This window comes from Massilia phyllosphaerae, assembly GCF_034659755.1.
In the GTDB taxonomy this organism is placed as follows: Bacteria; Pseudomonadota; Gammaproteobacteria; order Burkholderiales; family Burkholderiaceae_D; genus Telluria; species Telluria phyllosphaerae.
Genome location: NZ_JAXSQX010000004.1, coordinates 487,849 through 511,672, shown reverse-complemented (window position 1 = coordinate 511,672; position 23,824 = coordinate 487,849). Strand labels below are relative to the sequence as shown.

Annotated in this window: 27 protein-coding genes; 17 read left to right on the top strand and 10 right to left on the bottom strand. The window is 65.9% G+C overall.

The genetic code is table 11. From position 1 onward, the window contains the following. The first annotated feature begins 41 nt into the window (after positions 1 to 41). From coxB to U1H99_RS18060, 5 genes are all read left to right on the top strand, one after another. Entirely contained in the window at positions 42 to 1,241 is a 1,200-nt protein-coding gene (coxB, locus tag U1H99_RS18080) for a cytochrome c oxidase subunit II (RefSeq protein ID WP_323143097.1), read from the top strand. Positions 1,242 to 1,464: 223 nt separating this feature from the next. Next, the gene (gene ctaD / locus U1H99_RS18075) at positions 1,465 to 3,069 is read left to right on the top strand and encodes a cytochrome c oxidase subunit I (protein WP_323143096.1); all 1,605 of its coding nucleotides are present in this window, start codon (positions 1,465 to 1,467) and stop codon (positions 3,067 to 3,069) included. Between the two features lie 129 nt (positions 3,070 to 3,198). Then, complete coding sequence (locus U1H99_RS18070; protein WP_323143095.1) at positions 3,199 to 3,774, top strand: cytochrome c oxidase assembly protein; 576 nt, start codon at positions 3,199 to 3,201, stop codon at positions 3,772 to 3,774. Positions 3,775 to 3,791: 17 nt separating this feature from the next. Further along, positions 3,792 to 4,001 (top strand): DUF2970 domain-containing protein, encoded by a 210-nt coding sequence (locus U1H99_RS18065; RefSeq protein WP_323143094.1) that lies wholly within the window; start codon positions 3,792 to 3,794, stop codon positions 3,999 to 4,001. A gap of 48 nt (positions 4,002 to 4,049) precedes the next feature. Next, a complete protein-coding gene (locus U1H99_RS18060) occupies positions 4,050 to 4,967 on the top strand; it encodes a cytochrome c oxidase subunit 3 (RefSeq protein ID WP_323143093.1) in 918 nt (305 codons plus the stop codon). A 166-nt stretch (positions 4,968 to 5,133) separates the two neighbouring features. Here U1H99_RS18060 and U1H99_RS18055 read toward each other — a convergent pair whose 3' ends face one another. Then, entirely contained in the window at positions 5,134 to 5,334 is a 201-nt protein-coding gene (locus tag U1H99_RS18055) for a twin transmembrane helix small protein (protein ID WP_323143092.1), read from the bottom strand. A 38-nt stretch (positions 5,335 to 5,372) separates the two neighbouring features. On the opposite strand from U1H99_RS18055, the gene U1H99_RS18050 reads away from it, so the two are divergent. The 7 genes from U1H99_RS18050 to U1H99_RS18020 all read left to right on the top strand — a co-directional run bounded on the left by U1H99_RS18050 (position 5,373) and on the right by U1H99_RS18020 (position 11,377). Continuing rightward, positions 5,373 to 6,125 (top strand): SURF1 family protein, encoded by a 753-nt coding sequence (locus U1H99_RS18050; RefSeq protein WP_323143091.1) that lies wholly within the window; start codon positions 5,373 to 5,375, stop codon positions 6,123 to 6,125. Continuing rightward, positions 6,091 to 6,714: an SCO family protein gene (locus U1H99_RS18045; RefSeq protein ID WP_375341628.1), complete on the top strand. Its 624-nt coding sequence runs from the start codon at positions 6,091 to 6,093 to the stop codon at positions 6,712 to 6,714. The genes U1H99_RS18050 and U1H99_RS18045 overlap by 35 nt, the downstream gene beginning before the upstream one ends. A gap of 22 nt (positions 6,715 to 6,736) precedes the next feature. Beyond that, positions 6,737 to 7,921, top strand: a complete 1,185-nt coding sequence (locus tag U1H99_RS18040) for a COX15/CtaA family protein (protein ID WP_323143090.1) — start codon at positions 6,737 to 6,739, stop codon at positions 7,919 to 7,921. Further along, on the top strand, positions 7,918 to 8,823 hold the full coding sequence (gene cyoE, locus U1H99_RS18035) for a heme o synthase (RefSeq protein ID WP_323143089.1): 906 nt from the start codon (positions 7,918 to 7,920) through the stop codon (positions 8,821 to 8,823). Before U1H99_RS18040 ends, cyoE begins: the two co-directional genes overlap by 4 nt. A 1-nt stretch (position 8,824) precedes the next feature. After that, the gene (locus U1H99_RS18030) at positions 8,825 to 9,451 is read left to right on the top strand and encodes an SCO family protein (protein ID WP_323143088.1); all 627 of its coding nucleotides are present in this window, start codon (positions 8,825 to 8,827) and stop codon (positions 9,449 to 9,451) included. Between the two features lie 42 nt (positions 9,452 to 9,493). Beyond that, the gene (locus U1H99_RS18025; RefSeq protein ID WP_323143087.1) at positions 9,494 to 10,573 is read left to right on the top strand and encodes an AI-2E family transporter; all 1,080 of its coding nucleotides are present in this window, start codon (positions 9,494 to 9,496) and stop codon (positions 10,571 to 10,573) included. A 582-nt stretch (positions 10,574 to 11,155) separates the two neighbouring features. Continuing rightward, positions 11,156 to 11,377, top strand: coding sequence for a hypothetical protein (locus tag U1H99_RS18020; RefSeq protein ID WP_323143086.1), 222 nt, complete (start codon positions 11,156 to 11,158; stop codon positions 11,375 to 11,377). 162 nt (positions 11,378 to 11,539) lie between these two features. On the opposite strand, the gene U1H99_RS18015 is transcribed toward U1H99_RS18020, so the two are convergent. Further along, complete coding sequence (locus U1H99_RS18015; RefSeq protein ID WP_323143085.1) at positions 11,540 to 12,715, bottom strand: MFS transporter; 1,176 nt, start codon at positions 12,713 to 12,715, stop codon at positions 11,540 to 11,542. A 109-nt stretch (positions 12,716 to 12,824) separates the two neighbouring features. On the opposite strand from U1H99_RS18015, the gene U1H99_RS18010 reads away from it, so the two are divergent. Together U1H99_RS18010 and U1H99_RS18005 are read left to right on the top strand one after the other, a co-directional pair. Continuing rightward, the gene (locus U1H99_RS18010; RefSeq protein ID WP_323143084.1) at positions 12,825 to 13,727 is read left to right on the top strand and encodes a LysR substrate-binding domain-containing protein; all 903 of its coding nucleotides are present in this window, start codon (positions 12,825 to 12,827) and stop codon (positions 13,725 to 13,727) included. 143 nt (positions 13,728 to 13,870) lie between these two features. Then, positions 13,871 to 14,398 carry a VPLPA-CTERM sorting domain-containing protein gene (locus U1H99_RS18005; protein ID WP_323143083.1) on the top strand — a complete coding sequence of 176 codons (528 nt, stop codon included), beginning with the start codon at positions 13,871 to 13,873 and terminating at the stop codon, positions 14,396 to 14,398. A 10-nt stretch (positions 14,399 to 14,408) separates the two neighbouring features. Here the strand turns inward: U1H99_RS18005 and U1H99_RS18000 are convergent, their stop codons facing one another. The 6 genes from U1H99_RS18000 to U1H99_RS17975 form a co-directional block, all read right to left on the bottom strand. Continuing rightward, positions 14,409 to 15,971: a hypothetical protein gene (locus U1H99_RS18000; protein ID WP_323143082.1), complete on the bottom strand. Its 1,563-nt coding sequence runs from the start codon at positions 15,969 to 15,971 to the stop codon at positions 14,409 to 14,411. Beyond that, entirely contained in the window at positions 15,968 to 16,846 is an 879-nt protein-coding gene (locus U1H99_RS17995; RefSeq protein ID WP_323143081.1) for an ABC transporter ATP-binding protein, read from the bottom strand. Before U1H99_RS17995 ends, U1H99_RS18000 begins: the two co-directional genes overlap by 4 nt. Before the next feature lie 106 nt (positions 16,847 to 16,952). Next, positions 16,953 to 17,729 carry a LytR/AlgR family response regulator transcription factor gene (locus U1H99_RS17990; RefSeq protein ID WP_323143080.1) on the bottom strand — a complete coding sequence of 259 codons (777 nt, stop codon included), beginning with the start codon at positions 17,727 to 17,729 and terminating at the stop codon, positions 16,953 to 16,955. Next, a complete protein-coding gene (locus tag U1H99_RS17985; protein ID WP_323143079.1) occupies positions 17,726 to 18,814 on the bottom strand; it encodes a sensor histidine kinase in 1,089 nt (362 codons plus the stop codon). Before U1H99_RS17985 ends, U1H99_RS17990 begins: the two co-directional genes overlap by 4 nt. A 42-nt stretch (positions 18,815 to 18,856) precedes the next feature. Continuing rightward, positions 18,857 to 19,351: a nuclear transport factor 2 family protein gene (locus U1H99_RS17980; RefSeq protein ID WP_323143078.1), complete on the bottom strand. Its 495-nt coding sequence runs from the start codon at positions 19,349 to 19,351 to the stop codon at positions 18,857 to 18,859. 109 nt (positions 19,352 to 19,460) lie between these two features. Then, positions 19,461 to 19,958 carry a peptide-methionine (S)-S-oxide reductase gene (locus tag U1H99_RS17975; RefSeq protein WP_323143077.1) on the bottom strand — a complete coding sequence of 166 codons (498 nt, stop codon included), beginning with the start codon at positions 19,956 to 19,958 and terminating at the stop codon, positions 19,461 to 19,463. A gap of 211 nt (positions 19,959 to 20,169) precedes the next feature. Between U1H99_RS17975 and U1H99_RS17970 the strand changes: the two genes are divergently transcribed. Continuing rightward, complete coding sequence (locus tag U1H99_RS17970; protein ID WP_323143076.1) at positions 20,170 to 20,544, top strand: BlaI/MecI/CopY family transcriptional regulator; 375 nt, start codon at positions 20,170 to 20,172, stop codon at positions 20,542 to 20,544. After that, positions 20,541 to 21,884 carry a M56 family metallopeptidase gene (locus U1H99_RS17965; RefSeq protein ID WP_323143075.1) on the top strand — a complete coding sequence of 448 codons (1,344 nt, stop codon included), beginning with the start codon at positions 20,541 to 20,543 and terminating at the stop codon, positions 21,882 to 21,884. The genes U1H99_RS17970 and U1H99_RS17965 overlap by 4 nt, the downstream gene beginning before the upstream one ends. Positions 21,885 to 21,897: 13 nt before the next feature. On the opposite strand, the gene U1H99_RS17960 is transcribed toward U1H99_RS17965, so the two are convergent. Continuing rightward, the gene (locus tag U1H99_RS17960; protein WP_323143074.1) at positions 21,898 to 22,515 is read right to left on the bottom strand and encodes a glutathione S-transferase family protein; all 618 of its coding nucleotides are present in this window, start codon (positions 22,513 to 22,515) and stop codon (positions 21,898 to 21,900) included. 109 nt (positions 22,516 to 22,624) lie between these two features. Between U1H99_RS17960 and U1H99_RS17955 the strand changes: the two genes are divergently transcribed. After that, positions 22,625 to 23,533, top strand: a complete 909-nt coding sequence (locus U1H99_RS17955) for an AraC family transcriptional regulator (RefSeq protein ID WP_323143073.1) — start codon at positions 22,625 to 22,627, stop codon at positions 23,531 to 23,533. Here U1H99_RS17955 and U1H99_RS17950 read toward each other — a convergent pair. Next, positions 23,448 to 23,813, bottom strand: coding sequence for a VOC family protein (locus U1H99_RS17950; RefSeq protein WP_323143072.1), 366 nt, complete (start codon positions 23,811 to 23,813; stop codon positions 23,448 to 23,450). The two genes, U1H99_RS17955 and U1H99_RS17950, sit on opposite strands and share 86 nt — an antisense overlap. Positions 23,814 to 23,824 lie beyond the last annotated feature (11 nt).

Here is a 23,824-nt window from a genome sequence, read left to right as displayed (position 1 = left end):
TAAGAAAATTCAATAAATTTTTTTAGGTGGTTGGAGACGACATGACTTATGCAAAGCGATTCACAGTGTCGATGTCCGGTCTTGCGCTTGCGGCCAGCCTGCCGGCCTGGGCCCTGGCGCGGCCCGAACCCGAGGTCACCGGGCGGCCGGTGGAACTCCAGTTCGGCATGCAGCCGCCGGTCACGGGCATTGGCGAATACATCTACAGCCTGCACAACTGGATGCTCATCGTCTGCCTGATCATCTTCCTCGGCGTGTTCGGTGTCATGTTCTACTCGGTGTTCAAGCACCGCAAATCGCGCGGCCACAAGGCAGCCACCTTCCACGAATCCACCACCGTCGAAATCGCCTGGACCGTCATCCCGTTCCTGATCGTGATCGGCATGGCGCTGCCCGCCACCCACGCCGTGGTCGCCATGAAGGACACCTCGAACCCTGATCTCACTATCAAGGTCACCGGCATGCAGTGGAAATGGGGTTACGACTACCTGAAAGGCGAGGGCGAGGGCATTTCCTTCCTGTCCAACCTGGCCACTCCGCGCACCCAGGTTGGCGAACCGGGCGTGGCGCCGACTGCCCAGCGCACCGACAACTACCTGCTCGAAGTCGACAATCCGGTGCGCGTGCCGGTGAACAAGAAGGTGCGCCTGGTACTGACCGCCAACGACGTCATTCACTCGTGGACGATTCCCGCCTTCGCGGTCAAGCAGGATGCGATTCCCGGCTTCGTGCGCGACACCTGGTTCCGCGCCGAAAAGGTCGGCACCTACCGCGGCAATTGCGTCGAACTGTGCGGCAAGGAGCACGCTTTCATGCCGATCGTCGTCGAAGTGATGTCGGCGGCCGACTACTCGGCCTGGGTCAGCGGCGAGAAGAAACGGATGGCGGCGCTGGCCGACGACCCCAACAAGGTCTGGACCATCGACGAACTCAAGACCAAGGGCGAAAAGGTCTACGCGGCCAATTGCGTGGCCTGCCACCAGGCCGGCGGCCAGGGCGTGCCGAACGCGTTTGCCTCGCTGGTCGGTTCGCCGGTGGTGCTCGGCCACAAGGCGGAACAGATCGCCGTCCTGCTGAACGGCAAGCACAGCGGCAAGTACCCGAGCGCGATGCCGGCCTGGAAGCAGCTGTCCGATACCGACATCGCCTCGGTGATCACCTACACGCGTAATAACTGGACGAACAAGGCCGAGGAGAATATCGTACAACCGGCCGAGGTGCTGGCGGCACGCGGCAAGTAATCAAAAGAGTTTGGATTCAAGGAGACAGGGTCACCTTGCTGTACCGGAGGTGGCTCGTAAGGGAATCTCGAAAAAACCGTAGCGAGCGGCAGCAGTGTTGGCCGAGACGCGCAGCTGTACGGATGTACAGCGAGCATCGCAGCCTACGCGGCCCGGTCCACAATGCAACGCGCAGCAGGTTTTTTGAGATTCTCACGAAGTTCAGATCGTTTAGGACACTGACATGACTTCCAGCACCATCGACCACGCACACGAACACGGCCACGACCAGCACGACCACGCCCACGATCATCCGCACGGCTACCGCCGCTGGCTGTTCGCCACCAACCACAAGGACATCGGAACCCTGTACCTGTGGTTCGCCTTCGTCATGCTGCTCTCGGGCGGCGTGCTGGCCCTGATGATCCGCACCGAGCTGTTCCAGCCTGGGCTGCAGTTCTTCCGTCCCGAATTCTTCAACCAGCTCACCACCATGCACGGCGTGGTGATGGTGTTCGGCGCGATCATGCCGGCCTTCGTCGGCTTCGCCAACTGGATGATCCCGCTGCAGATCGGGGCCTCGGACATGGCGTTCGCGCGCATGAACAACTTCTCGTTCTGGCTGCTGCCGCCGGCGGCGCTGCTGCTGGCCGGCTCCTTCTTCGCACCGGGCGGCGCCACCGCGGCCGGCTGGACCCTGTATGCGCCGCTGTCCACGCAGATGGGCCCGGGCATGGACATGGCGATCTTTGCCCTGCACATCATGGGTGCCTCGTCGATCATGGGCTCGATCAACATCATCGTCACCATCCTCAACATGCGCGCGCCCGGCCTGACGCTGATGAAGATGCCGATGTTCTGCTGGACCTGGCTGATCACCGCCTACCTCCTGATCGCCGTGATGCCGGTGCTGGCCGGCGCCATCACCATGACCCTGACCGACCGCCACTTCGGCACCTCCTTCTTCAACGCCGCCGGCGGCGGCGACCCGGTCATGTACCAGCACATCTTCTGGTTCTTCGGCCACCCCGAGGTCTACATCATGATCCTGCCGGCCTTCGGCATCATCTCGCAGATCATCCCGGCCTTTGCCCGCAAGCCGCTGTTCGGCTACGCCTCGATGGTGTACGCGACCGCCTCGATCGCGATCCTCTCCTTCATCGTCTGGGCCCACCACATGTTCACCACCGGCATGCCGGTGACCAGCCAGCTGTTCTTCATGTACGCCACCATGCTGATCGCGGTGCCGACCGGCGTGAAGGTGTTCAACTGGGTGGCGACGATGTGGAAGGGCTCAATGACCTTCGAGACGCCGATGCTGTTCGCGGTCGGCTTCATCTTCGTGTTCACGATGGGCGGCTTCACCGGCCTGATCCTGGCCGTGACCCCGATCGACATCCAGGTGCAGGACACTTATTACGTGGTGGCCCACTTCCACTATGTGCTGGTGGCCGGCTCGCTGTTCGCGCTGTTTGCCGGCTTCTATTACTGGGCGCCGAAATGGACCGGTCACATGTACCCGGAACTGCGCGGCAAGATCCATTTCTGGAACTCGCTGATCTGGTTCAACATCACCTTCTTCCCGATGCACTTCCTGGGCCTGTCCGGCATGCCGCGCCGCTATGCCGACTACAACGGCGTGTTCACCGACTGGAACATGGTGGTGTCGATCGGCGCCTTCGGTTTCGGCCTGAGCCAGGTGTACTTCCTGTTTTTCGTGGTGCTGCCGACTATTCGCGGCGGCCAGCAGGCCGAGGCCAAGCCGTGGGAAGGCGCCGAAGGGCTGGAGTGGACCGTGCCGAGCCCGGCGCCGTTCCACACCTTCGAGAATCCGCCGCTGGTGAAGTGAGCAACCGAGTAAGGAGGCCGGCATGATCGACCGCAAAAGGAACCTGCGTACCGCCTTCTGGGTGGGTGGGCTGGCGCTGTTCTTCTTCGTGCTGCTGTTCGTCAAGCGGCTCTGGCTGGGCTGATACGCATGCATGCCCACGCCGGCCAGGATGAACGCGTTCTCAACCGCACCGTGCTGCTCAAGCTGGTGGTGATCGCCGTCGTCATGTTCGGCTTCGCCTATGCGCTGGTGCCGGTCTACCGCCAGGTGTGCGAGGCGCTCGGCATCAACGTGCTGACGCAGAAGGACGGCACCGTGGCGGCACCGGTGAACACCCAGGTCGACCTGGCGCGCACCGTCACCGTCGAGCTGGACGGCAATGCCCAGGGACCGTGGCGCTTCCGCCCGACCCAGCGCAGCGTCGACGTGCATCCGGGCGAGATGACGACGGTGGTGTACGAAGTCGTGAACACGCAGGCGCGCACGGTCAAGGCGCAAGCCATCCCGAGCTATGCGCCGCAATCGGCCATGCCGCATTTTAAGAAGGTCGAGTGTTTTTGCTTCCAGGAGCAGGTGCTGGGACCGAACGAGGCGCGCCAGATGCCGGTGGTATTCTTCATCGACCCGGCGCTGCCGCGCGAAGTGAAGAACATCACGCTGTCGTACACCTTCTTCGAGATCGGCGGGGCGGTGGCGGCGCAAAAGACGGCAAACAAGGAATAGAGGACGGAACCGGAACGATGGACGATGGAGAGCGGCGCCCGGCATCGTTCGGCGCCACGATGAAGGCGGTGTTCTGGTCCTTTTTCGGCGTACGCAAGCGCAAGGATTACGAACACGACGCGGCCAACCTGAACCCGGTCTACGTGATCGTGGGCGGCCTGGTCGGGGTGCTGGTGTTCATCGGCATCCTGATGCTGGTGGTGCGGCTGGCCGTCGCCAGGGCTTGAACAAAACAGGATTCGACAATATCAACAGGTTTGATGGAGGAGAGCAGGATGAGTTCGCCACAGAATGCCACACACAGCGCGGCGCCCGGCACGGTCAACAGCGCGGCACATGGCGCTGGGCACAGCGCGCCTTATTACTTCGTCCCCGGTCCCTCGCGCTGGCCGATGATCGCCGGCATCTCGATGCTGACCACGATGGCCGGCGCCTCGGGCTGGGTCAACGGCGCCGGCTGGGGGCCGGGCGTGTGCGGCGCCGGCATCCTGGCGATGCTGGTGGTGCTGTATTTCTGGTTCGGCGACGCCATCGGCGAATCGGAATCCGGCAAGTACAGCGCGCGCATCGATTTGTCCTACCGCTGGTCGATGAGCTGGTTCATCTTCTCGGAAGTGATGTTCTTCGGCGCCTTCTTCGGCGCGCTGTTCTATGCGCGCGCGGTGAGCATGCCCTGGCTGTCCGACCTCGACCACAAGGTGATCTGGCCCGACTTCGCCGGCCACTGGGGCAACGTCGGCCCGGCCGGCACCGTGGAAGGCTTCAACACCATGGGTCCGTTCCCGATACCGACCATCAACACCGCGCTGCTACTGACCTCGGGCGTGACGCTGACCATCGCCCACCACGCCCTGCGCCTCGGCCATCGCAGCAAGACCGCGTTCTGGCTGTTCTGCACCATCCTGCTGGGTGCCGTCTTCATGGGCTTCCAGGCCTACGAGTACCACCATGCCTACACCGAGCTGAACCTGAAACTCACTTCCGGCATCTACGGCTCGACCTTCTTCATGCTGACCGGCTTCCACGGCTTCCACGTGACCATGGGGGCGATCATGCTGTCGGTGGTGCTGTACCGGGTGCTGCGCGGGCATTTCACGGCCGAGAATCACTTCGGGTTCGAAGGGGCGGCTTGGTACTGGCACTTTGTGGATGTGGTGTGGCTGGGGCTTTATGTCGTCGTGTACTGGCTTTGAATAGAAGCACAGCATTGAAAGGGACCGCGAACAGATGAACGTCATTCCCGGCACTGCCGGAAATGACTCCCGCGCAGGCGGGGATCCAAGTTTTGCGTGGGCTATTGAAACGCGAGCAAACTTGGGTTCCCGCCTTCGCGGGAACGACGTTCTAGGGGCGCGGGCCTTATCGCAACCCAGTCGGCTGAATCCACCCCATCTTGTACGAAAACAGCACCAGTAAAAACAGCGTAATCGACAACCCCACCCGCATCGCCAGCGCTTGCACCGTGCGGTTGCTGCGTCCCTTGTCGCGCATGAGGAAGAACAGGGCAGAGGCCAGGCTGCCGATGATGAGCGCGAAAGCGACGGCGACGACGATCTTCATGGCGAGCCCTGATATGGAATTATCAAGATTTAATTGTAATGCGATTGCGCTTCCGTTTTAGGACGATTCCCTTCCTGGCGATGCTGGTGCTGGTGGCCCTCGGTATCGCACTTGGCAACTGGCAGACGCGCCGCGCCGCCGAAAAATCCGCCCTCCAGCAAAGGCTGGCGCAGCGCACGGCCGCGCCGCCGCTGGTGCTGGGCGAGGCGCTGCAGGATCCGGCGGCCATCGAATACCGGCGTGTCATTGTGACCGGCCGATTCGACCCCAACTGGCCGGTATTCCTCGACAATCGTCCGCAGGACGGCCGCAGCGGGTTCGTTTTGCTGATGCCGTTTACAATAGCGGGTTCGCGCCGGCAGGTGCTGGTGGCGCGCGGCTGGCTGGCGCGCGATCCGGCCGCCTACGCGCACATGCCCAAGTTCGACACGCCGGCCGGCACCGTCACCATCGAAGGCGTCGCGGTGCTGCATCCGGCGCGCGTGATGCAGCTGGGGACGCCGCCGGCGGTGGCGCCCGGCGCCATCGTGCAGAACCTGGAAGTCGACGGCTTTGCGCGTGCCAGCGGCCGGTCCTTGCAGCCTTTCCTGCTGGAGCAGACCGGGCCGAACCCGGCCGGCGACCCCCTGGTACGCAAGTGGCCGGGGCCGGGCATCGACGTCGACCGCCACAAGGGCTATGCCTTCCAGTGGTATGCGCTGGCCGCCATGGCCTTTGGATTTTTTGTGATAACGGGGTACCGACGTGGAAGCAAAAGTGGAACCGAACCTGGCACGCAATCCGCCCGCTGAACGGACGAAACGCGGGCGCCGGATGCTGTGGCTGGTGCTGCTGGTGTGCGCCGCGCCGCTGATCGCGTCCTACTTCGCCTATTACGTGGTCAAGCCGGAACGGCGCAACAACTACGGCACGCTGCTCGACCAGCGCGCCCATCCGCTACCAGGCATGGCCACCACCACGCTCGATGGCCGCCCGATGCCGCTGCAGGGGTTCAAGGGCAAGTGGGTGATGCTGATGACCGGGTCCGGCGCCTGCGTCCAGGCCTGCCAGCAGCAGCTGTTCACGATGCGCCAGCTGCGCCTGATGCAGGGCAAGGAGATGGACCGTGTCGAGCGCGTCTGGCTGATCCTCGACCGCGAGCCGCTCGACACCATCGTCATCCGCGAATTCGACGGCACCCACATGCTGCGTGCCGCGAGTGAAGCCGATTCTGCCGCGGTAAAGGCCTGGCTGCCGGTCGACGCCGGCGACAGTACCGACCGCCACATCTACATGATCGACCCGCTCGGCCACCTCATGATGCGCTTCCCGGCGAATCCCGAGCCGCGCAAGGTGTACAAGGATATCTATAAACTGCTGAAGGCATCCGCCGTCGGCTGAGTCACTCACTGTAACAAGCAACATGCAAGTATCCAATTTCGTATTGCTGGCGCTGACCGGCTTCCTGGCGGCCTCGGTACCGCTGGCCCTCGTCTGGACCGCGACCGGCGTCAACAAGTACCGCAAGCTGGCCTGGGTGATCGCCTTCATCACCTTCGACCTGATCGTGTTCGGCGGTTTCACGCGCCTTACCGATTCGGGCCTCGGCTGCCCGGACTGGCCGGGCTGCTACGGCGAAGCCAATCCCTTCCTGGCGCACACGCACATCGCCGCCGCCGAAGCGCTGATGCCGACAGGCCCGGTGACGAAGATGAAAGCCTGGATCGAGATGATCCACCGCTTCCTGGCGATGGGCATCGGCTTCCTGATCATCGTGCTGGTAGCGGCGTCCTGGCGCCAGTGGGCGCGCGCGCGCAAGGGCAGGGCGGCGCATCTGCCCACTCATGGTCCGATCCATGGTCCGGGACTGCCGACGCTGCTGCTGCTGTGGGTCTGCGTGCAAGGCGCATTCGGCGCCTGGACCGTGACCCTGAAGCTGCAGCCGGTGATCGTCACCCTGCACCTGCTGTTCGGCATGACCATGCTGGCGATGGCGGTCTGGCTCGGGGGCCGCGAAGACAAGCTGCTGGCGCCGCCGGCCGCCGCCGACCCGCGCGCACTGCAGGCGCTGCGCCGCCTGCGTCCGCTGGCCTGGCTGTCGGGTGCGGTGCTGCTGGTGCAGCTGGCGCTGGGCGGCTGGGTCAGCACCAATTACGCCACGCTGGCCTGCAACGATTTCCCGCTGTGTAATGGCCAGCTGGTGCCGGAGATGGACTTCAAACACGGCTTCACGCTCTGGCGCGAACTCGGCAAGACCGCCGCCGGCCACTACATCCCGTTCGCGGCCCTGACCGCGATCCACTGGGTGCACCGCAATTTCGCGGCCGTCGTGGTGCTGGTGCTGTGCTTCACGGCCTGGCGCGCCTGGCGCATCCCCGGCCTGCACAAGACCGCGCGCAACCTCGTGCTGGTCGTGATCGCCCAGGCGCTGACCGGCATCGCCACCGTATTCCTGAATTTCCCGCTGGTGATCGCCGTGTTGCACAACGCCGGGGCAGCGCTCCTCGTCCTGCTGGTGACCATGTTAAACTACAAGGTACAGCATCAACTCGACCTGGCGCCCCGCTTGTCCCGAAGACAGACCCCGGCGCCTGCGAGCCATTCATGATTACCCAGACCGCCACCCACAAACCACCCAACCGGATCGCACAGTACTGGGCGCTGACCAAGCCGCGCGTCACCCAGTTGGCCGTCTTCTGCGCCGTGATCGGCATGTTCCTGGCCACCGACGGCTTTCCGGGCTGGCACGTGCTGGTCTGGGGCACGATCGGCATCTGGCTGCTGGCCGGCGCCGCCTTCGCCGTCAATTGCCTGATCGAAGCCGAGATCGACGCCCGCATGGCGCGCACCGCGCGCCGCGCCACCGCCATGGGGGAACTCAGCACCACCCAGACCCTGATCTTCTCCGCCATCATCGGCGGCCTCGGCATGGGCGTGCTGTACACCATGGTCAACCCGCTGACGATGTGGCTGACCTTCGTCACCTTCGTCGGCTATGCGCTGATCTACACGATCCTGCTCAAGCCGAATACGCCGCAGAACATCGTCATCGGCGGCCTGTCCGGCGCCATGCCGCCGGCGCTGGGCTGGGCCGCGGTCGCGGGCGAGGTGCCGATGGAAGCCTGGCTGCTGGTCCTGATCATCTTCGTCTGGACCCCGCCGCACTTCTGGGCGCTGGCGATGTACCGGCGCGACGACTACGTGCGCTCCGGCCTGCCGATGATGCCGGTCACGCACGGCATGGCCTACACCGGCCTGCAGGTCTGGCTGTACTCGATCGCGCTGGCCGCCTGCACGCTGCTGCCGTTCGCGGTGGGCATGAGCGGCCTGTTCTACCTGGCGGCGGCGGTCGCGCTGAATGCCGTGTTCCTGCGCTACGGCTGGCTGATCCACAAGCATTACAGCGACCAGATCGCGCGCAAGGCCTTTGCCTGGTCCATCGTCTACCTGTCGCTGCTGTTCGCGGCGCTGCTGGTCGACCACTACCTCAAACAGTACCTGAGCTTCTGACATGAAAAAACTGCTGCCTGCCTTGCTGATCGCCGCTGCCCTCGGTGTCTCCCTGACTGCGTGCGACAAGATGCCGGGCAAGCCGCCGGGGAAGGCGGCCGCCTCGGCCGCGCAGCAGGGCTTCCAGAACACCGACATCACCGGCATCGACTACGCCAAGAACTTCACGCTGACCGACCACACCGGCAAGCCGCGCACCCTGGCCGACTTCAAGGGCAAGGTGGTGCTCATGTTCTTCGGCTACACCCAGTGTCCGGACGTGTGCCCGACCACGATGGCCGAGATGGCCGGCGTAATGCAGAAACTGGGGCCGCAGGCCGATCAGGTGCAGGTCCTGTTCGTCACCCTCGACCCCGAGCGCGACACCCAGGAACTGCTGGCGTCCTACGTGCCGGCCTTTGATAAACGCTTCATCGGCCTGCGCGGCACGCCCGACCAGACGGCCAAGGTGGCCAAGGACTTCAAGGTGTTCTACGCCAAGGTACCGGGCAAGGAGCCCGGCAGCTACACCATCGACCACACCGCCGGCAGCTACGTGTTCGACCGCGAAGGCCGGCCGCGCCTGTTCATCCGCCATGCCGGCGGCGCCGATCCTATCGTCCACGACATTCGTCAGTTATTATCCTGACAGGGCGCCATCCGGCGCATCGATCGGAACGATCCGCGCCGCATGGACCCAAGACCGAACCCTGGCCAGGGACGCAACTACGCCCGCGCCGCCGCCATCCTGCTGCTGACGCTCGGCTGCCTGTACGTGCTGCGCCCCTTCCTGGCCGCGATCCTGTTCGCGGCCGCCGTCGTCATCTCGTCCTGGCCCCTGTATCTCAGGCTGCTGCAGCACATGCGCGGGCGCCGCACGCCGGCCGCCCTCACCATGACGCTGAGCTTGACGCTGCTGGTGATCATCCCGCTGGCGCTGGTCGCCTGGAACCTGGCCGATAACATCGCCGGCGCCTTCGAGCAGGTCAGGGCCGCGCTCAACCACGGCGAACTGCTGCCGCCGCAATGGGTGCGCGACATCCCGCTGCTCGGCGAGCAGATCGACGCCTACCTGCGCCAGCTGGTCGCCAGCCGCGACAGCATGATGGAGCTGGCCCAGCGCCTGGTCGAACCGGCGCGCCGCGCGCTGCTGGCCGGCGGCCTGATGCTCGGCACCGGCGTCGTGCAGCTGAGCCTTGCCGCCTTCGTCAGCTTCTTCTTCTACCGCGACGGCGCCGCCCTGAACGCCGTCATCGCCGCCGCCACCCGCCGCATCATGGGCGAGGAAGCCGAAGCGGTCAGCGCCATCGTCAGCCAGACCGTGCGCGGCGTCATGTACGGCCTGCTCGGCACTGCGCTGGCCCAGGGCCTGGTGGCGGCGCTCGGCTTCGCCATCGCCGGGGTGCCGGCGATCCTCCTGCTGTCGGTACTGGTGTTCGTGTCCTCGCTGATCCCGCTCGGGCCGCCGGTGATCTGGGGCGGGGCGGCGCTCTGGCTGTTCTACGAGGGCAGTACCGGCTGGGGCGTGTTCATGCTGATATGGGGCTTCTTCGTGATCAGCGGCGTCGACAACGTAGTGCGGCCGATGCTGATCAGCCGCGGATCGAGCCTGCCGTTCCTGCTGACTTTACTGGGCGTGCTGGGCGGCGTGATCGCGTTCGGCTTCGTCGGCCTGTTCATCGGGCCGACGCTGCTGGCGGTGGGGTATTCGCTGATGAGCGGGTGGACCCATACACGGGATCCGATCGTGAAGCAGAAGGAGCAGCTTTGAGGCATTCGACAATATCGCAAGCCAATTTTTCATTGGGCGCGGTCTATTCGCTCAGGCCGCTTTCGGCCATAAGCGGTCGTTAATCATTTCAGCTTGAGGATGTCTATGTCGGGAAGTATTGAAGAGATTCGTCCAGTTTTCGAGCAACTGGAACGCTACATGTTCGACGTTGTGAACGGTGTACAGGATGGTAAGGAAATCAGAAGATCCTCTTTCGAACGGACAGAGCAACTAAGCAAGCAGCTAACTGCGCTACTCAAGGGCCAAGAGCTTCTACCGCGATACGTCTTGCTGCAGCTGAGTCAGGCCGCGAACGTTCTCCAGAATCAGGCATCTTACATGCCGACCACTGCGGACCAACAAGAGACGCTTCGAATGGCAAACGCAATTCAGATCACGTTAGATTTGATCCTGAGAGGCGAATGTCACGATGACCGCCGATCCGGAGTTCCTCGGATTATCTAAGGCATACCACCGCATTGGACACGTCCGCTTTGGGTCGCAAGCGGCCCTAGCCTACGTCCACAACTCGCCAGAAGCTGAATTTCGCAATGCTGCTAACCCCCTCATGAAACGAGAGTTATGCAAGTAGAAAAATGGGTCGTTGGCGATGAATACGACGAAATCGTCTCTGCACGGTTAAAGCGCGCATTGAGTGATCTGCAGTACGCCGCTCGAGATCAATGGAGCGTGTTAGCAGGCTCCCAGGACATACATCACTGGACGGTGTCGGGGCCTGAAGGGCAACTCAAGATCGAGAGCGAACCTATGTTCAACTTTCAGTTGAAGGAAACCCATTATTGATTGCCGAGCTCAAAGCCCGGTACGAACAAACGGTCTGACCCCGCAGTCGCGACAGTCCGCTCTGGGTCGACAGTTGCCATACCCTGAACGGCCGAGATCGGCAAGTAGCTTGCCGACCAGGTTCCCGCGCCGGACCGGCGACGGGAACACACCGCAGCGCAGTTACATCGAAGCCGCCGACTTGCCGGCCGCATCACGCTGGCCGGCATTCCCGATCCAGACCAGCACCAGGCCGCCGGCCGCCAGCGCGGCACCCACGAACGGGACCGCCGCGTAGCCGAGGCCCTGGCCGATGACGACACCGCCGAGCGCGGCGCCCAGCGCATTGCCGAGGTTGAACGCGCCCACGTTCACCGACGAGGCCAGGCCCGGCGCCTGGGCCGCCGCCTGCATCACGCGCATCTGCACCGGGGGCACGATGCCGAACGCGGCGGCGCCCCAGACCAGCAGGCCGATGGCCGCACCGGCGTGCGTTTTCATCAGCAGCGGCAGCAGGACCATGACGACTGCGAGCGACGCCAGGATCAGTTTGGTGGCGCCGTCCAGCGACCAATCGGCCAGGCGGCCGCCCAGGCTGTTGCCGACGGTGAAACCGACGCCGATCAGCATCAGCGCCAGGGCCACGAAGCCCGGGCTGGCATGGGTGACCTCGGCCAGCATTGGCGCAACATAGGTGTACAGCGCGAACATGGCGCCCGAGCCGAGCACGGTGGTGCCCATGGCCAGCAGCACGTCGCGGCGGGTCAGCACCCGCAGTTCGCGGCGCACGTCCGGACGCGTACCCGGCTCACCCTTGGGCAAGGCCAGCCACAGCGCGGCTATGGTCACCAGGCCCAGCAGGGCAGTGCCGGCGAAGGTCATGCGCCAGCCGACTTGCTGGCCGATCCAGGTGGCTGCCGGCACACCGCCGACGTTGGCCACCGTCAGGCCCATGAACATGGCGGCGATCGCGCTGGCCTGTTTTTCCTTCGGGACCACGCTGGCGGCCACCACGGCGCCGATGCCGAAAAAGGCGCCGTGGTTGAGGCTGGTGATCAGGCGCGACAACAGCAAGGTCGTATAGCCTGGCGCACAGGCCGACAGCAAGTTGCCAACCGTAAAGATGAGCATCAGCGAGATGAGTGCGGCACGTTTGCCGAAGCGGCTGAACAGCAGCGTCATCACCGGCGCGCCCACCATCACGCCGATCGCGTAGGCGGAGACCAGCATCCCGGCGGTCGGGATACTGACGTCGACGCCGTGGGCGATCACAGGCAGCAGGCCCATCGGCGTGAACTCGGTGGTGCCGATGGCAAAGGCACCTGTCGCCAGAGCCAGTAGTGCGGTAGAAGATTTCATTGGATCCTTGGAGCGCATGCGAGCGATTTTTCTAAAGCACCATTGTCCATGATTTATATTTGCAGATTAAGACCAGTTGCACGCAAAGACTTTTGCGTTTGAATCAAGAATGAAGACGACTCTCGAAGACATGCAGGTATTTGTGGCCGTGGTGGACACCGGGTCGCTCACCGCCGCGGCGCACGTGCTGGGGCTGACCGTATCGGCGGCCAGCCGTACTTTGACCCGGCTCGAGCAAAAGCTGCAGACGACCCTGCTGCGCCGGACCACCCGGCGGCTGGAATTGACCGAGGAAGGTGCGCTCTTCCTGGCGCACGGACGCGCCATCCTGGATGCGGTCGACGCGGCGGAAGAGCAGATGCTGGCGCGGCGCATGCGCCCGGCGGGACGGCTGCGGGTCGATGCCGCCACGCCTTTCATGCTGCACGTGCTGGTGCCGCTGATCGAGGGATTCCGTGCCCGCTACCCGGACGTGGAGCTGGAACTGGCATCCAACGAAGGGATCACCGACCTGATCGAAAAGCGCACCGACGTCGCCCTGCGCATCGGCATCCTGAAGGATTCGACACTGCACGCGCGCCTGCTCGGCACCAGCCGCATTCGCGTGCTGGCCAGTCCGGCCTATCTCGCGCGTCACGGCATGCCGGCCGCGCCTAGCGAGCTCGGACGGCATGTGCTGCTCGGTTTTACCGAGCCGGAGACGCTGAACGACTGGCCGCTGCACGACGTCGACGGCAGCGTCATGCGTATCCGGCCGACCATCGCATCGTCGAGCGGCGAGACGCTGCGGCAGATGGCGCTGGCCAACCTCGGCATCGTTTGCATGGCGGATTTCATGACGCGCGAGGACCGCGCCAGCGGCCGGCTGGTGCAGCTGTTTCCCGAGCGGACGCTGGACGTGCTCCAGCCAATCAATGCGGTCTACTACCGCAACACGGTGCTGGCAGCCCGCATCACCAGTTTCGTGGATTACGTAGCGGCGGCGCTGGGTGCGCATCCTTTCGACGCTTGAACCCGCGCTTGCAGCGCCGCTTGCACCGCTCAGATCTGATAGGTAGCCTGCGTTCGCCAAGCGAATCCGCGACGTCGAATTAATCTTCAGATAATATTTTCGGCGTAGTTTTTTCCAAAAATAGATAAAAACTGGAGACCTCAATGAAGAAAATCGCCGCCGCAGTGGCCGCTGCCGCATGCGTCTTGCTCTCGACCGCCGCGCATGCCACGCAATTCAGATTGGATTTCAACGTAGGCAGCTTCACCAATAACTTCGTCACCCTCGACCACGCACCGATCACCGGCTCGATCCTGTTCTCGGCCACTGCCATGGGCGCGGCCGTGGACTCGATCGACGCAGTCGACCTGGTCATCGACAACCACGTGTACACGGCCGACGAGATCGGCGCCGAACTGTGGGGCAGCAATTATGCTTTCGGCGGCAAAGCGGCGGCCATCGGCAGCGTCGAAGCGCTCACGAACGACTTTTATATCTATGTGAACGGCTTCGGCAACGACTTCCAGTTCGCGACCGACCAGACCTACCTGTATTTCGGGCGCGACATCACCGCCACCATCAGCGCGGCCGACGCCGGTGCCGATGTGCCTGAACCGGCCAGCGCCGCGCTGCTGCTGGCCGGCCTCGGTGGCCTGGGTCTGCTGCGCCGCCGCAGCAGCAGCAGCCGATGACGACAAAGGCCTAGGCCGGCTGCGCCGGGCGCCGGTTCCACAGGTGCCCGGCGCATGCCGCCAGGGCGCCCATCGCGCTCCAGGCCAGTATCGACGTCAGCGTCGCCGTGCCGTGGAAGCCGACCACGTCGGCCATCGGCACGTTGTGGATCTGGACGCCCATGTACAGCCCGAACAGGAACAGCACCAGGAAGGTGCGCGCGCTGCCGCTGGTGCGGCCCAGCATGGTCGCGAACGCGGCCAGTGCGAACAGGCCGGACAGCAGTGCCAGCGCACGCAGCGGCTCGAAGCCGGCCAGGCGCAGCGCCGCCACGCCGGTGAACATCAGGCCCAGCATGCAGGTCGCGCCCAGCTGGCGCCAGTAGCGGCGCGCCGCGCCGCCCGGCACTGCGGCGCCCAGGACGGTGCAGCCGGCGTCGCCGTCGCGCGTGGCCAGGTCACTCACCAGCACGCCCCAGCAGGCGACGCAGGCCAGCACCAGCGGCGCCAGCATGGCTGCGGGCAGCACCAGGGCCAGCACCTGCGCCACCAGCAACAGGGCGATCGCCGTCGGGGCCGTGCCCAGGGTCAGCGCGACGTCGGCCATGGCCTGGCCCGGGATGCCGGGCAGGCGCGCGGCCAGCCGGAACAGGGGCTGCGCCAGGCGCGCCAAAGGACGCAGCCAGCCATTCAGCAGCGCCAGCGGCGAACGGCGGGCGAGGCTGCGCGCCGGCTTGACGCGGTCCGGTGAGAAGCGGTGGAACAAGGGCAGCGCGAGCCACAGCGGCAGGCAGGCCAGCAGCGCACTGAGGGCGCGCACGCCCACGATGTCGGTCCGCCACAGCGCTGCCGGCAGTGTCAGCGGGGCCAGTTTCGGGTCGAAGTCGGCAATCCCGAGCGACATGTTCGTGATGTCGACCTGCGCCGACAGCGCCGCGATGACGGCACTCATGCCGCTGAAGTCGAAGGGGACGGTGGTCGCGGTTGCCCCATTCACCAGCGCCGGTAGCATGCCCATCTGGCCGGCCCACACGACAAAGTACAGGATGTCGCCGCGCTTGCCCATCAGGGGCGCCCAGCTGTCCCACAGCACCGCGCAGCTGACGGTGAACAGCGCCATCGGCCCCAGCACCAACAGGTAGGTCGACAGGTAGACCCCCGGTTCAATCAAACCTTCGCCGCGCACCAGGTGGCAGGCCAGCACGGTCGCCATCGAGGCGCCGATCAGCGCCAGCAGGTAGAGCACGCCGCCGCACCAGCGGCCCAGCACGAAGGCGCGGCCGCCCAGCGCGCTGGCGCCGATCACGCCGCCCATGCCGCTGCGCAGGTCTTCCGCCATGCGCCCGCGCAGCAGGTAGAAGCCGGCCAGCGCGAACAGCAGCGTGGCCTGGGCCGCGCTGCCCACTGCCAGCATCGCACTGGTGTAGCGCACGCGCGCGCCGCCGATCGCCATCAGGGTCTGGCCGCCGGCCGGATCGGAGACGATCAGCCAGCTCAGCGCAACCACCGCCAGCATCGTCACCAGCGTCGAGGTGCGGCGCAGGCGCACCCGCGCTTCCAGCAGCGCCAGCGTGCGCACCAGGCCAGCGTTCATGCCGCCTCCCGTACCGTGTCATTCACCGCATAGCGCTGCGCCATGAGCGCTTCTTCCAGGCTCGGTTCCGAGGGCAGGGCACCTGGACAGGGCAGGCTCGGATGGGCGATGCGCAGCGCGATCCGCTCGCCCTGGCGCAGCGCCTGCAGCACGTGGGTGGTGGCGCGCAGCACGTCGTATTCGGCGGCGTCGACGCTGGCCGACCACACCTGGCCGCGCGCGCGGCCGAGGATAGCATCCGGCGTGTCGCAGGCCACCAGGCGGCCGCGCTTCATGATGGCGAGGCGGCCGGCGATGGTCTCGACGTCGGACACGATGTGGGTCGAGATGATGACCAGTTTATTGAACCCCAGCTCGGCCAGCAGGTTGCGGAAGCGCAGCCGTTCTTCCGGATCGAGGCCGGCCGTCGGTTCGTCGACCACCAGCACGTCGGGGTCGTTCAGCAGCGCCTGGGCGATGCCGAGGCGGCGCAGCATGCCGCCCGAGAAGGTGCTGGCCATGCGCCCGGCCTGTTCGTGCAGGTTCACCAGTTCCAGCAGGCGGCGGATGCGCCCCGGATCGCGCACGCCCTTCAGCGCCGCGAAGTACTGCATGAATTCGAGCGCGCTGACGTTGCGGTAGACGCCGAAGTCCTGCGGCAGGTAGCCGAGACGGCGGCGGATCGCTTCTGGCCTGGCCGCGATGTCGACGCCGTCGAACAGGATGCGGCCGCCCGTCGGCCGGGTGAGGGTGGCGATCATCTGCATCAGCGTGCTCTTGCCGGCGCCGTTGTGGCCGATCAGGCCGACCACCCCGGGCGCCAGCTGCAGCGACAGGTCGGACACGGCGGTCAGCTGCTTGCCGAAGGATTTGGTGACGTTCTGCAGGTCCAGCATGGCGAGGCTCCGGGGAGTGGCGATGTGCCTACTCTAGCCAGGCCGGTCGCGCCGGGCGAGCCATATATGACGAGTGGTCGATTCGGCTGGATGAACGGTTAAACCGTCAGACCGCCAAGGCTGCGTCGGCCCGCGGGCGGCGTTCCAGCGCCTGGACCAGGGCCGGCATGTAGGTGCGGCTGGCGCGCAGCAGCGTGCCGTCGCGCAGGCGCAGCAGAGCGTCGCGGTTGGTCAGCGCGCGCAGCTCGACCACCCTGTCCAGGCGCACGATGCTGGAACGGTGCACGCGCTGGAACATCGATGGGTCGAGCCGCAGCGCCAGGGCCTGCAAACGCTCGCGCACGAGGTAGGTCTTGCCTTGCGCATGCAGGGTCGCGTAGTCGCCGTCGGCTTCGATGCGTTCGACGTCGGCGCTGTCGACCAGTACGATGCGGTTACCGACACGGACTGTGAAAGTGCGCGTCCATTCGGCGGCAGGGGCCGACGCGGGTTGGGCGGCGCCGGCGCAGCGGTAGGGAAAGGCGCGCTGCGCGCGCTCCAGCGCTTCCTCGAAACGCTCGTCGTCGACCGGCTTGAGCAGGTAGTCGATGGCCGCCAGCTCGAAGGCCTGCAGCGCGAAACCGTCGTAGGCCGTGAGCAGGATCGCCATCGGCCGTGCGGCGCGCGGCAGCCCGGCCAGCACGTCGAGGCCGGTCTTGCCGGGCATGTCGATATCGACGAACACGAGGTCGGGCCGCAGCGCCGCCAGGCCGCTGGCCGCGCTGTCGCCGTCGCCGTATTCGGCCACCAGCTCGAAGCCCGGGCGCTGCGCCAGCCGCGTCCTGAGCGCCAGCCGGGCCAGCGGTTCGTCGTCGAGGATGGCGACGCGGATCGGCCGGCTCATGCCGCCATCCGCTCATTGGCTGCAGCAGGTGCGGCCACGCCGGCCGCGGGCAGCACGGGGCGCAGCGGCAGCGTCAGGCGCACCTGGAAGCGGCCGTCGGCGCGCCAGCCGGCCTCGAGCTGCTGGTCGGCGCCGTACAGGTGGCGCAAGCGCTCGGCCACGTTGGCCAGGCCGATGCCGCCGCCTTTGCTCGCGGCCGTATCCTTCGGCGGCACGCCGTCGTTGACCACTTCGACCAGCAGGCCGGCGCCGGCGCGTTCGACGCGGATGTCGAGCCGGCCCGACGTACTCAAGGGCGCTATCCCGTGACGGATCGCATTCTCGGCCAGCGGCTGCAGCACCAGGTAGGGCACGGCGGCGTCGAGCAGGTCGGGACCGGCCTTCATGGCCAGCTGCAGGCGCTCGCCGAGGCGCGCCTTTTCGATGTCGAGATAGGCTTCGGCCAGCGCCAGCTCCTCGGCAAGCGCGTGTTCGTGGCGGCCATCGTGGGACAGCGTCGCGCGCAGGAAGTCGGAGACGCTGGACAGCATGCGGTTGGCATCGCGGTTGGCGCCGGCCGCTACCAGCGCCGACACCGCATTCAGGCTGTTGAACAGGAAGTGCGGATTGACCTGCAGGCGCAGGGCGCGCAGCTCGGCGTCGCGCGCGTGCGCGAGGGCCTGGGCCAGGCGCAGCTGGGTGCGCTGCAGTGACAGGTAATAGACGGCAAGCGCGTGGATCGCGCAGAACGCGATCAGCGCCAGCCAGCAGCCGTCCAGCCCCCGTACCAGCTCGTTCCAGTGGTAGTCCTTGGCCAGCCCGAGGCCGATCGCCAGGCGCTGCCCGAGCACGGCGTTCACGACCGACATCGCATAGCTGGCCACCAGCAGCAGCGGCGCGGTAATCCGCCACGATACTTCACGCCGCCACAGTGCGCGCTGCATCAGGGCCAGCGGCAGGATCCACAGCATGCACGCTGCAAAGAACAGCGCGCGGAACGCGGTCGCATTGCTGTTGCCGAGCGCCGGCAGGCCCAGGATCGCCATGCAGGCGCATACCGGCAGGGCGGCGAGGACGGGAACGAGCGGCGGCGCTTGGTCTTTCACGGGGCGGGTCCGGGGCGTTGGCAACTGGACAATTCTAACCGCTCAGCGCCCGACCGAATACAGCATCGAACTGATCTTCCAGCCATCTTCAGCGCGCACCATCTGCCAGGTCTCGCTGCCGCGGTTGGTGACCTTGCCGTCCCCGATGAAGTCGAAATCGAAGTACACCGAGCCCACGGCGCCATTGGTATCGATGCGCACGTTATAAAAGCGTTCCTCGATGGCTTTCGGGTCCTTCTGGACGAAGTCGGCGAATTCCTTCCAGCTCGAATGCATGACCTTCTTCGCCTCCGGCCGCCGCTTCTTCACGTCCGCCCAGGTCGCCTCATCGAACACAGACAGCCAGCTGTCGTGGTCTTGCAAGAACAGGCTGCCGAGGGTCTTGCCGTCGTGGGCGATGATCGCGGCCTGGAATTGCTGGACGACCTGGCGGATGCCGGCGACGTCGGCTGCCGGGCCGCTATCGGCGGCGTGGACCGGGGTGCTGAAGCATGCGGCGGTGGCGGCGGCGAGGAGGAGGGAGCGGAGGGGGCGCATGGCACGATGGAGGGAGTGATGGAGCAGCCACGATAGGCGAGGCCGGCGGCGCCGGTCCAGCGTCGTGCGCCGGACCGTGCATGGGTTGCGGCGAGCCGGTGCCCGGATCTCACGGTAACTCGGATACCGGCTTCAGAAAAACGCCGAATTCCTTTCTGAGCAAGGCCAGCTTCGGATCGATATAGGTCGTACAGAACGGACCACCGGCATTCTTTTCAGCGTAGCGTTGAAAGCGCTCGTCCGATGCCCGGAAGGCTCGAAAGGGCAGGACTCTGGTAACCAGAGGCGCATCGAATCCTGGCGCGACTTCTGTCAGGACGCGTCGTGCAGCCTCGGCCTGGGCTTCGTCCATAGCGTAAATCGCGCTGCGATACTTCTGCCGCATTGCGTGGTTCGATGTGCTCGAATGCGTCCGCAAATGGATCTCGATCAGGGACCCTAGCGAGATTCTTTCTGGTTGAAACGTGAGCACCACGGCCTCGGAGAAATCGTCGTCAGGGGCATCGGCGCGGATGAACCCCTGCTCCACGTGCGTAACGCCACGCAGGGAAGCGAACACGGCTTCCGTGCACCAATGGCAACCTCCACCAAAGCCAATTCTTTCCATGTCAGTAGGCATCTGTAATGTTAGCTTGCAAGTCGCATTGCTTATGATCACACAGCCTGTCGAAGCTTGCCACGCGAGCAGCTTCTCATGCCCCATCCAGCATGCTGTCACAGCGATCGATCTGGAATGTCAGCTATTGGTTTCAAAGATTGACGGCATCGATTACATATGTAATCATGATTATAAATTACACTTGTAATCGGAGATGGCCATGCCTGAGCACCTGACGATCAGCGAGTCCGAATCGCTGGTGATGGAAGTCCTGTGGACGCGTGCCCCGCAGACCGCTGACGAGATCGCGGCCGCGCTGGGTCCGGCCAACAATTGGCAGGACGCCACCATCAAGAGCTTCCTGAGCCGCCTGCTGAAGAAGGGCGCGATCCGTGCCGAGTACGAAGGGCGGCGCTATCTGTATTCGCCGGTCCTGGCGCGCGCCGACTGGGTCGATGCCCAGAGCCGCTCGGTGCTCGACCGCCTGTTCGGCGGACGCGTGGCGCCGCTGGTGGCCCACTTCAGCGAGCGTGAGGCGCTGAGCCGGGACGACATTGCCGAACTGCGCAAGCTGATCGAGAAGCTCGACAAATGAGCGCCACGGCCTTGCTGGCGCGCCTGGGTGTGGCCACGCTGGTGTTCACCGTGCTGGCCGGCGCCTTGATGCTGGCGCGGCGCCCGCTGCGCGCGCGGCTCGGTGCCGAGGCGGCTTATGCGTTGTGGCTGTTGGTGCCGCTCGGGCTTGCGCTGTGCTGTTGGCCGGTACATCGGCAAACGGTGCGAATGGAGATGGCAGCTGTCGCCGCGCATCCCGACTTGCCGGCTGCGCTGGGGCAGGTGCCTGCCGCCGCGCCGCAGCTAACCATGTCCCTGGTCTGCGTCTGGTTGGCCGGGGCCGGGGCCGGCGCATTGCTGCTGTGTTTGAAGCAGCGTGCTTTCATGCGGCCGCTCGGTGCCTTGCGGCGCGTGGGCGAGGACAGCTGGATCGCTGCGCGCACCGACGTTGGCCCGATGCTGGTCGGCCTGCTGCGGCCGCGCATCGTGCTGCCGGCCGATTACGCCACTCGCTACAGCGCGCATGAACAGGCGGCGGTGCTGGCCCACGAACGCGTGCACCGCCGGCGCGGCGATTTGTGGTGGAACGCCTTGTGCGCCTTCCTGCAGTGCGTGTTCTGGTTCCATCCGCTGGCATACGGCGCGCGGCTTGCCTTTCTGGCCGACCAGGAGCTGGCTTGCGACAGCGCGGTGCTGCGCAGCCGGGTGCATGCGCCGCACATCTATGCCGAGGCGCTGCTCAAGACCCAGGCCGGCGCCGCCGTGCCGCTTGGCTGCGCAATGGGGGCGGCGTCGCCGCTACGCGAACGCATTCTGAACCTGGGCCGGCGCGGTTCGCCACGGCGCGTGCGCGTGCTGGTGGCGCTGCTGCTGGCTGCTTTTGCCGCGGCCGGCGCGCAGCTGGCCTGGGCTGCATCGGCCGAGGTGGTGATGGTGCCCGCCGCCGCGCCCGCAATCGAGCAGGACAATTCACCCACCCTGAAAGGAAGCACGATGACCGACCGTTTCAAGACTACGTTGCCCCTCGGCCTGGCCGCCCTGGTTGCCGGTAGCGGCGTTCAGGCGCAACCCTCAACCCCATCGGCCGCCTACGGCGTCAGGATGGAGATCGGCATCCATGGCGAGCAGGCCGCACCGCGCGTGCTGGTGAAGGAGAAGGAGCCCTTCGCGGTCGCCGGCGAGCATGCCGGCAAGCCGTGGCGCGTCGAATTCACGATCGACCGGACAGCCGAGCGCATGGTCCGCCTGAGCGGCCGCATCCTCGAGGATGGCAAGACCATCGCCGCGCCGGTGCTGGTCGGTCCGCTCGACGAGCGCATGGGTGTGAAGGTCGGCGACGACGTGCAGCTGGCGCTGGTGGTACAGGAGAATACGAACTGAGTACGGAGCGCGGTCACGCCTGCGCCGCCGCCAGCGCAGCGTCGGCCGCCGCGGCCTTTTGCGATGCCGGCCGCGCGCGCAGGCGCTCGACGTAAGCCATGATCTCGTGCAGCTTCGGCACCAGGCCGAAGCCGGTCATCCAGTCCAGCGCGCTGGCCCACAGGATGTCGGCCGCCGAGAAGCGTTCGCCCAGCAGCCAGGGGCCGGCGCGCAGCGGGGCCGTGAAGGTGGCCAGCATGGTGTCGTAGTCGCCGTACGGGCACAGCGACGGCGGCGCCGGCGCGCGCTCGAGCGCGCGGTCGATGATGGCCGGCTCGAACGACGATCCATAAAAGGCCAGCCAGCGCAGGTAGGGTCCGCGCAGCGGGTCGTCCAGGCCGGGCGCGAGTCCGGCCTGCGGGTAGCGGTCGGCCAGGTAGATGAAGATCGCCGGCTGCTCGGTGACCAGGGCCCCGTCGTGCAGGATGGCCGGCACCTTGCCCATCGGGTTGACGGCCAGGTAGGCGGGGGCGCGCTGCTCGTTGCGTTTCAGGTCCAGCAGGTGCAGGTCGTAGTCGATGCCGAGTTCTTCGAGCAGGATGCGGACGGCGCCGGCGCGCGAATGCGGGGCGTGGTACAGGGTCGGTTTCATGGTGTCCTCGTTGGATGCGAGGCTTCAGGGTAGGGGCGGGCGGCGACGCCGTCTTGCAAAAATGCGAATGCTAGAATCTGTTGCATCCCCACACCGCAGGAGGCCATCGATGACGACGCCCGCCACCGTCCAGGACCGCGCCAGGGGCGTGGTCGCACCTGCGCTCGCCGGCCGGATGTTCCGCATGAAGCGCTACCTGCCGCCGTCGGACTTGGCGCCCTTCATCGAGCATGTCTGGATCGTCGAATGGGACTTGCGCGGCCAGCCGCCCTTTGTGCAGCGCACGCTGCCCTATCCGAGCGTGCACGTGGCCTTCGACCGGGTGCGCAGCGGGGTGTTCGGCGTCGTCACGGGTGCCTTCGATTACACGCTGCAGGGTGCCGGCAAGGTGTGCGGCCTGAAGTTCCGGCCGGGTGCCTTCCGCGCCTTTCTCGGACGCCCGCTGCACACGATCAGCGACCAGGTGCTGCCACTGTCGGCGGTGTTCGGCTGGGACGATGCGGCGGCCGTGAACGCCGTGCTGGGCGCGCCCGGCGACGCGGCCATGGTCGATGCCGCCGGCACGCTGCTGCGCACCCGGCTGCGCATCCAGCTGCCCACGGCCGACCCGCAGGTGGAGCGCATCGCCGCCATCCTGCGCACCGTGGAAACGACGCCGGGGCTGACCCGGGTCGAAGCGCTGGCCGCCGCAGCCGGGCTGGGCGTGCGCAGCCTGCAGCAGCTGTTCGGCGAGTACGTCGGCGTCAGCCCGAAGTGGGTGATCCGGCGCTTCCGCCTGCACGAGGCGGCCGACCGGCTGGCGCAAGGCGGCGGCCTCGACCTGAGCGCGCTGGCACTGGACCTGGGCTACGTCGACCAGGCGCACTTCACCTCGGATTTCCGCAGGCTGGTGGGACAGGCGCCGGGCCGGTATCGGGACGACGCGCAGGCGGTCAGCGCACCGCCGCCGGATCGAACAGCGGATTTAAGATCAAGCCCAGCACATTCCCGAACGGATCCTTCAGTTCCGCCACCTTGATGCCTTCGCCGACCTCCTGCACCGCCTCGTGCACGCTCGCCCCGAGCCCGACGATGCGCGCGACCTCGGCTTCGATGTCGTCCACGCCCCAGTACACCACCGACCCCGCGGTGCCGGGCGTGCCGTCCGGGACCAGGCCGAGTTCGAAGCCGCCGACGCTGTAGCCGACGTAGAACGGCTGGTCGAAATAGGGCGCCGCGCCGAGCACTTCGGTGAACCAGGCCTTGGCCCGGGCGAGGTCGGCGACGGGGTATTTCACGGTGCGCAATCCATGGATCATGACGGTCTCCG

Coding starts and splice junctions, on each gene's coding strand:
- coxB (WP_323143097.1), top strand. CDS start 42: ATGACTTATGCAAAGCGATTCACAGTGTCGATGTCCGGTCTTGCGCTT.
- ctaD (WP_323143096.1), top strand. CDS start 1,465: ATGACTTCCAGCACCATCGACCACGCACACGAACACGGCCACGACCAG.
- U1H99_RS18070 (WP_323143095.1), top strand. CDS start 3,199: ATGCATGCCCACGCCGGCCAGGATGAACGCGTTCTCAACCGCACCGTG.
- U1H99_RS18065 (WP_323143094.1), top strand. CDS start 3,792: ATGGACGATGGAGAGCGGCGCCCGGCATCGTTCGGCGCCACGATGAAG.
- U1H99_RS18060 (WP_323143093.1), top strand. CDS start 4,050: ATGAGTTCGCCACAGAATGCCACACACAGCGCGGCGCCCGGCACGGTC.
- U1H99_RS18055 (WP_323143092.1), bottom strand. CDS start 5,334: ATGAAGATCGTCGTCGCCGTCGCTTTCGCGCTCATCATCGGCAGCCTG.
- U1H99_RS18050 (WP_323143091.1), top strand. CDS start 5,373: ATGCGATTGCGCTTCCGTTTTAGGACGATTCCCTTCCTGGCGATGCTG.
- U1H99_RS18040 (WP_323143090.1), top strand. CDS start 6,737: ATGCAAGTATCCAATTTCGTATTGCTGGCGCTGACCGGCTTCCTGGCG.
- cyoE (WP_323143089.1), top strand. CDS start 7,918: ATGATTACCCAGACCGCCACCCACAAACCACCCAACCGGATCGCACAG.
- U1H99_RS18030 (WP_323143088.1), top strand. CDS start 8,825: ATGAAAAAACTGCTGCCTGCCTTGCTGATCGCCGCTGCCCTCGGTGTC.
- U1H99_RS18025 (WP_323143087.1), top strand. CDS start 9,494: ATGGACCCAAGACCGAACCCTGGCCAGGGACGCAACTACGCCCGCGCC.
- U1H99_RS18020 (WP_323143086.1), top strand. CDS start 11,156: ATGCAAGTAGAAAAATGGGTCGTTGGCGATGAATACGACGAAATCGTC.
- U1H99_RS18015 (WP_323143085.1), bottom strand. CDS start 12,715: ATGAAATCTTCTACCGCACTACTGGCTCTGGCGACAGGTGCCTTTGCC.
- U1H99_RS18010 (WP_323143084.1), top strand. CDS start 12,825: ATGAAGACGACTCTCGAAGACATGCAGGTATTTGTGGCCGTGGTGGAC.
- U1H99_RS18005 (WP_323143083.1), top strand. CDS start 13,871: ATGAAGAAAATCGCCGCCGCAGTGGCCGCTGCCGCATGCGTCTTGCTC.
- U1H99_RS18000 (WP_323143082.1), bottom strand. CDS start 15,971: ATGAACGCTGGCCTGGTGCGCACGCTGGCGCTGCTGGAAGCGCGGGTG.
- U1H99_RS17995 (WP_323143081.1), bottom strand. CDS start 16,846: ATGCTGGACCTGCAGAACGTCACCAAATCCTTCGGCAAGCAGCTGACC.
- U1H99_RS17990 (WP_323143080.1), bottom strand. CDS start 17,729: ATGAGCCGGCCGATCCGCGTCGCCATCCTCGACGACGAACCGCTGGCC.
- U1H99_RS17980 (WP_323143078.1), bottom strand. CDS start 19,351: ATGCGCCCCCTCCGCTCCCTCCTCCTCGCCGCCGCCACCGCCGCATGC.
- U1H99_RS17975 (WP_323143077.1), bottom strand. CDS start 19,958: ATGGAAAGAATTGGCTTTGGTGGAGGTTGCCATTGGTGCACGGAAGCC.
- U1H99_RS17970 (WP_323143076.1), top strand. CDS start 20,170: ATGCCTGAGCACCTGACGATCAGCGAGTCCGAATCGCTGGTGATGGAA.
- U1H99_RS17965 (WP_323143075.1), top strand. CDS start 20,541: ATGAGCGCCACGGCCTTGCTGGCGCGCCTGGGTGTGGCCACGCTGGTG.
- U1H99_RS17960 (WP_323143074.1), bottom strand. CDS start 22,515: ATGAAACCGACCCTGTACCACGCCCCGCATTCGCGCGCCGGCGCCGTC.
- U1H99_RS17955 (WP_323143073.1), top strand. CDS start 22,625: ATGACGACGCCCGCCACCGTCCAGGACCGCGCCAGGGGCGTGGTCGCA.
- U1H99_RS17950 (WP_323143072.1), bottom strand. CDS start 23,813: ATGATCCATGGATTGCGCACCGTGAAATACCCCGTCGCCGACCTCGCC.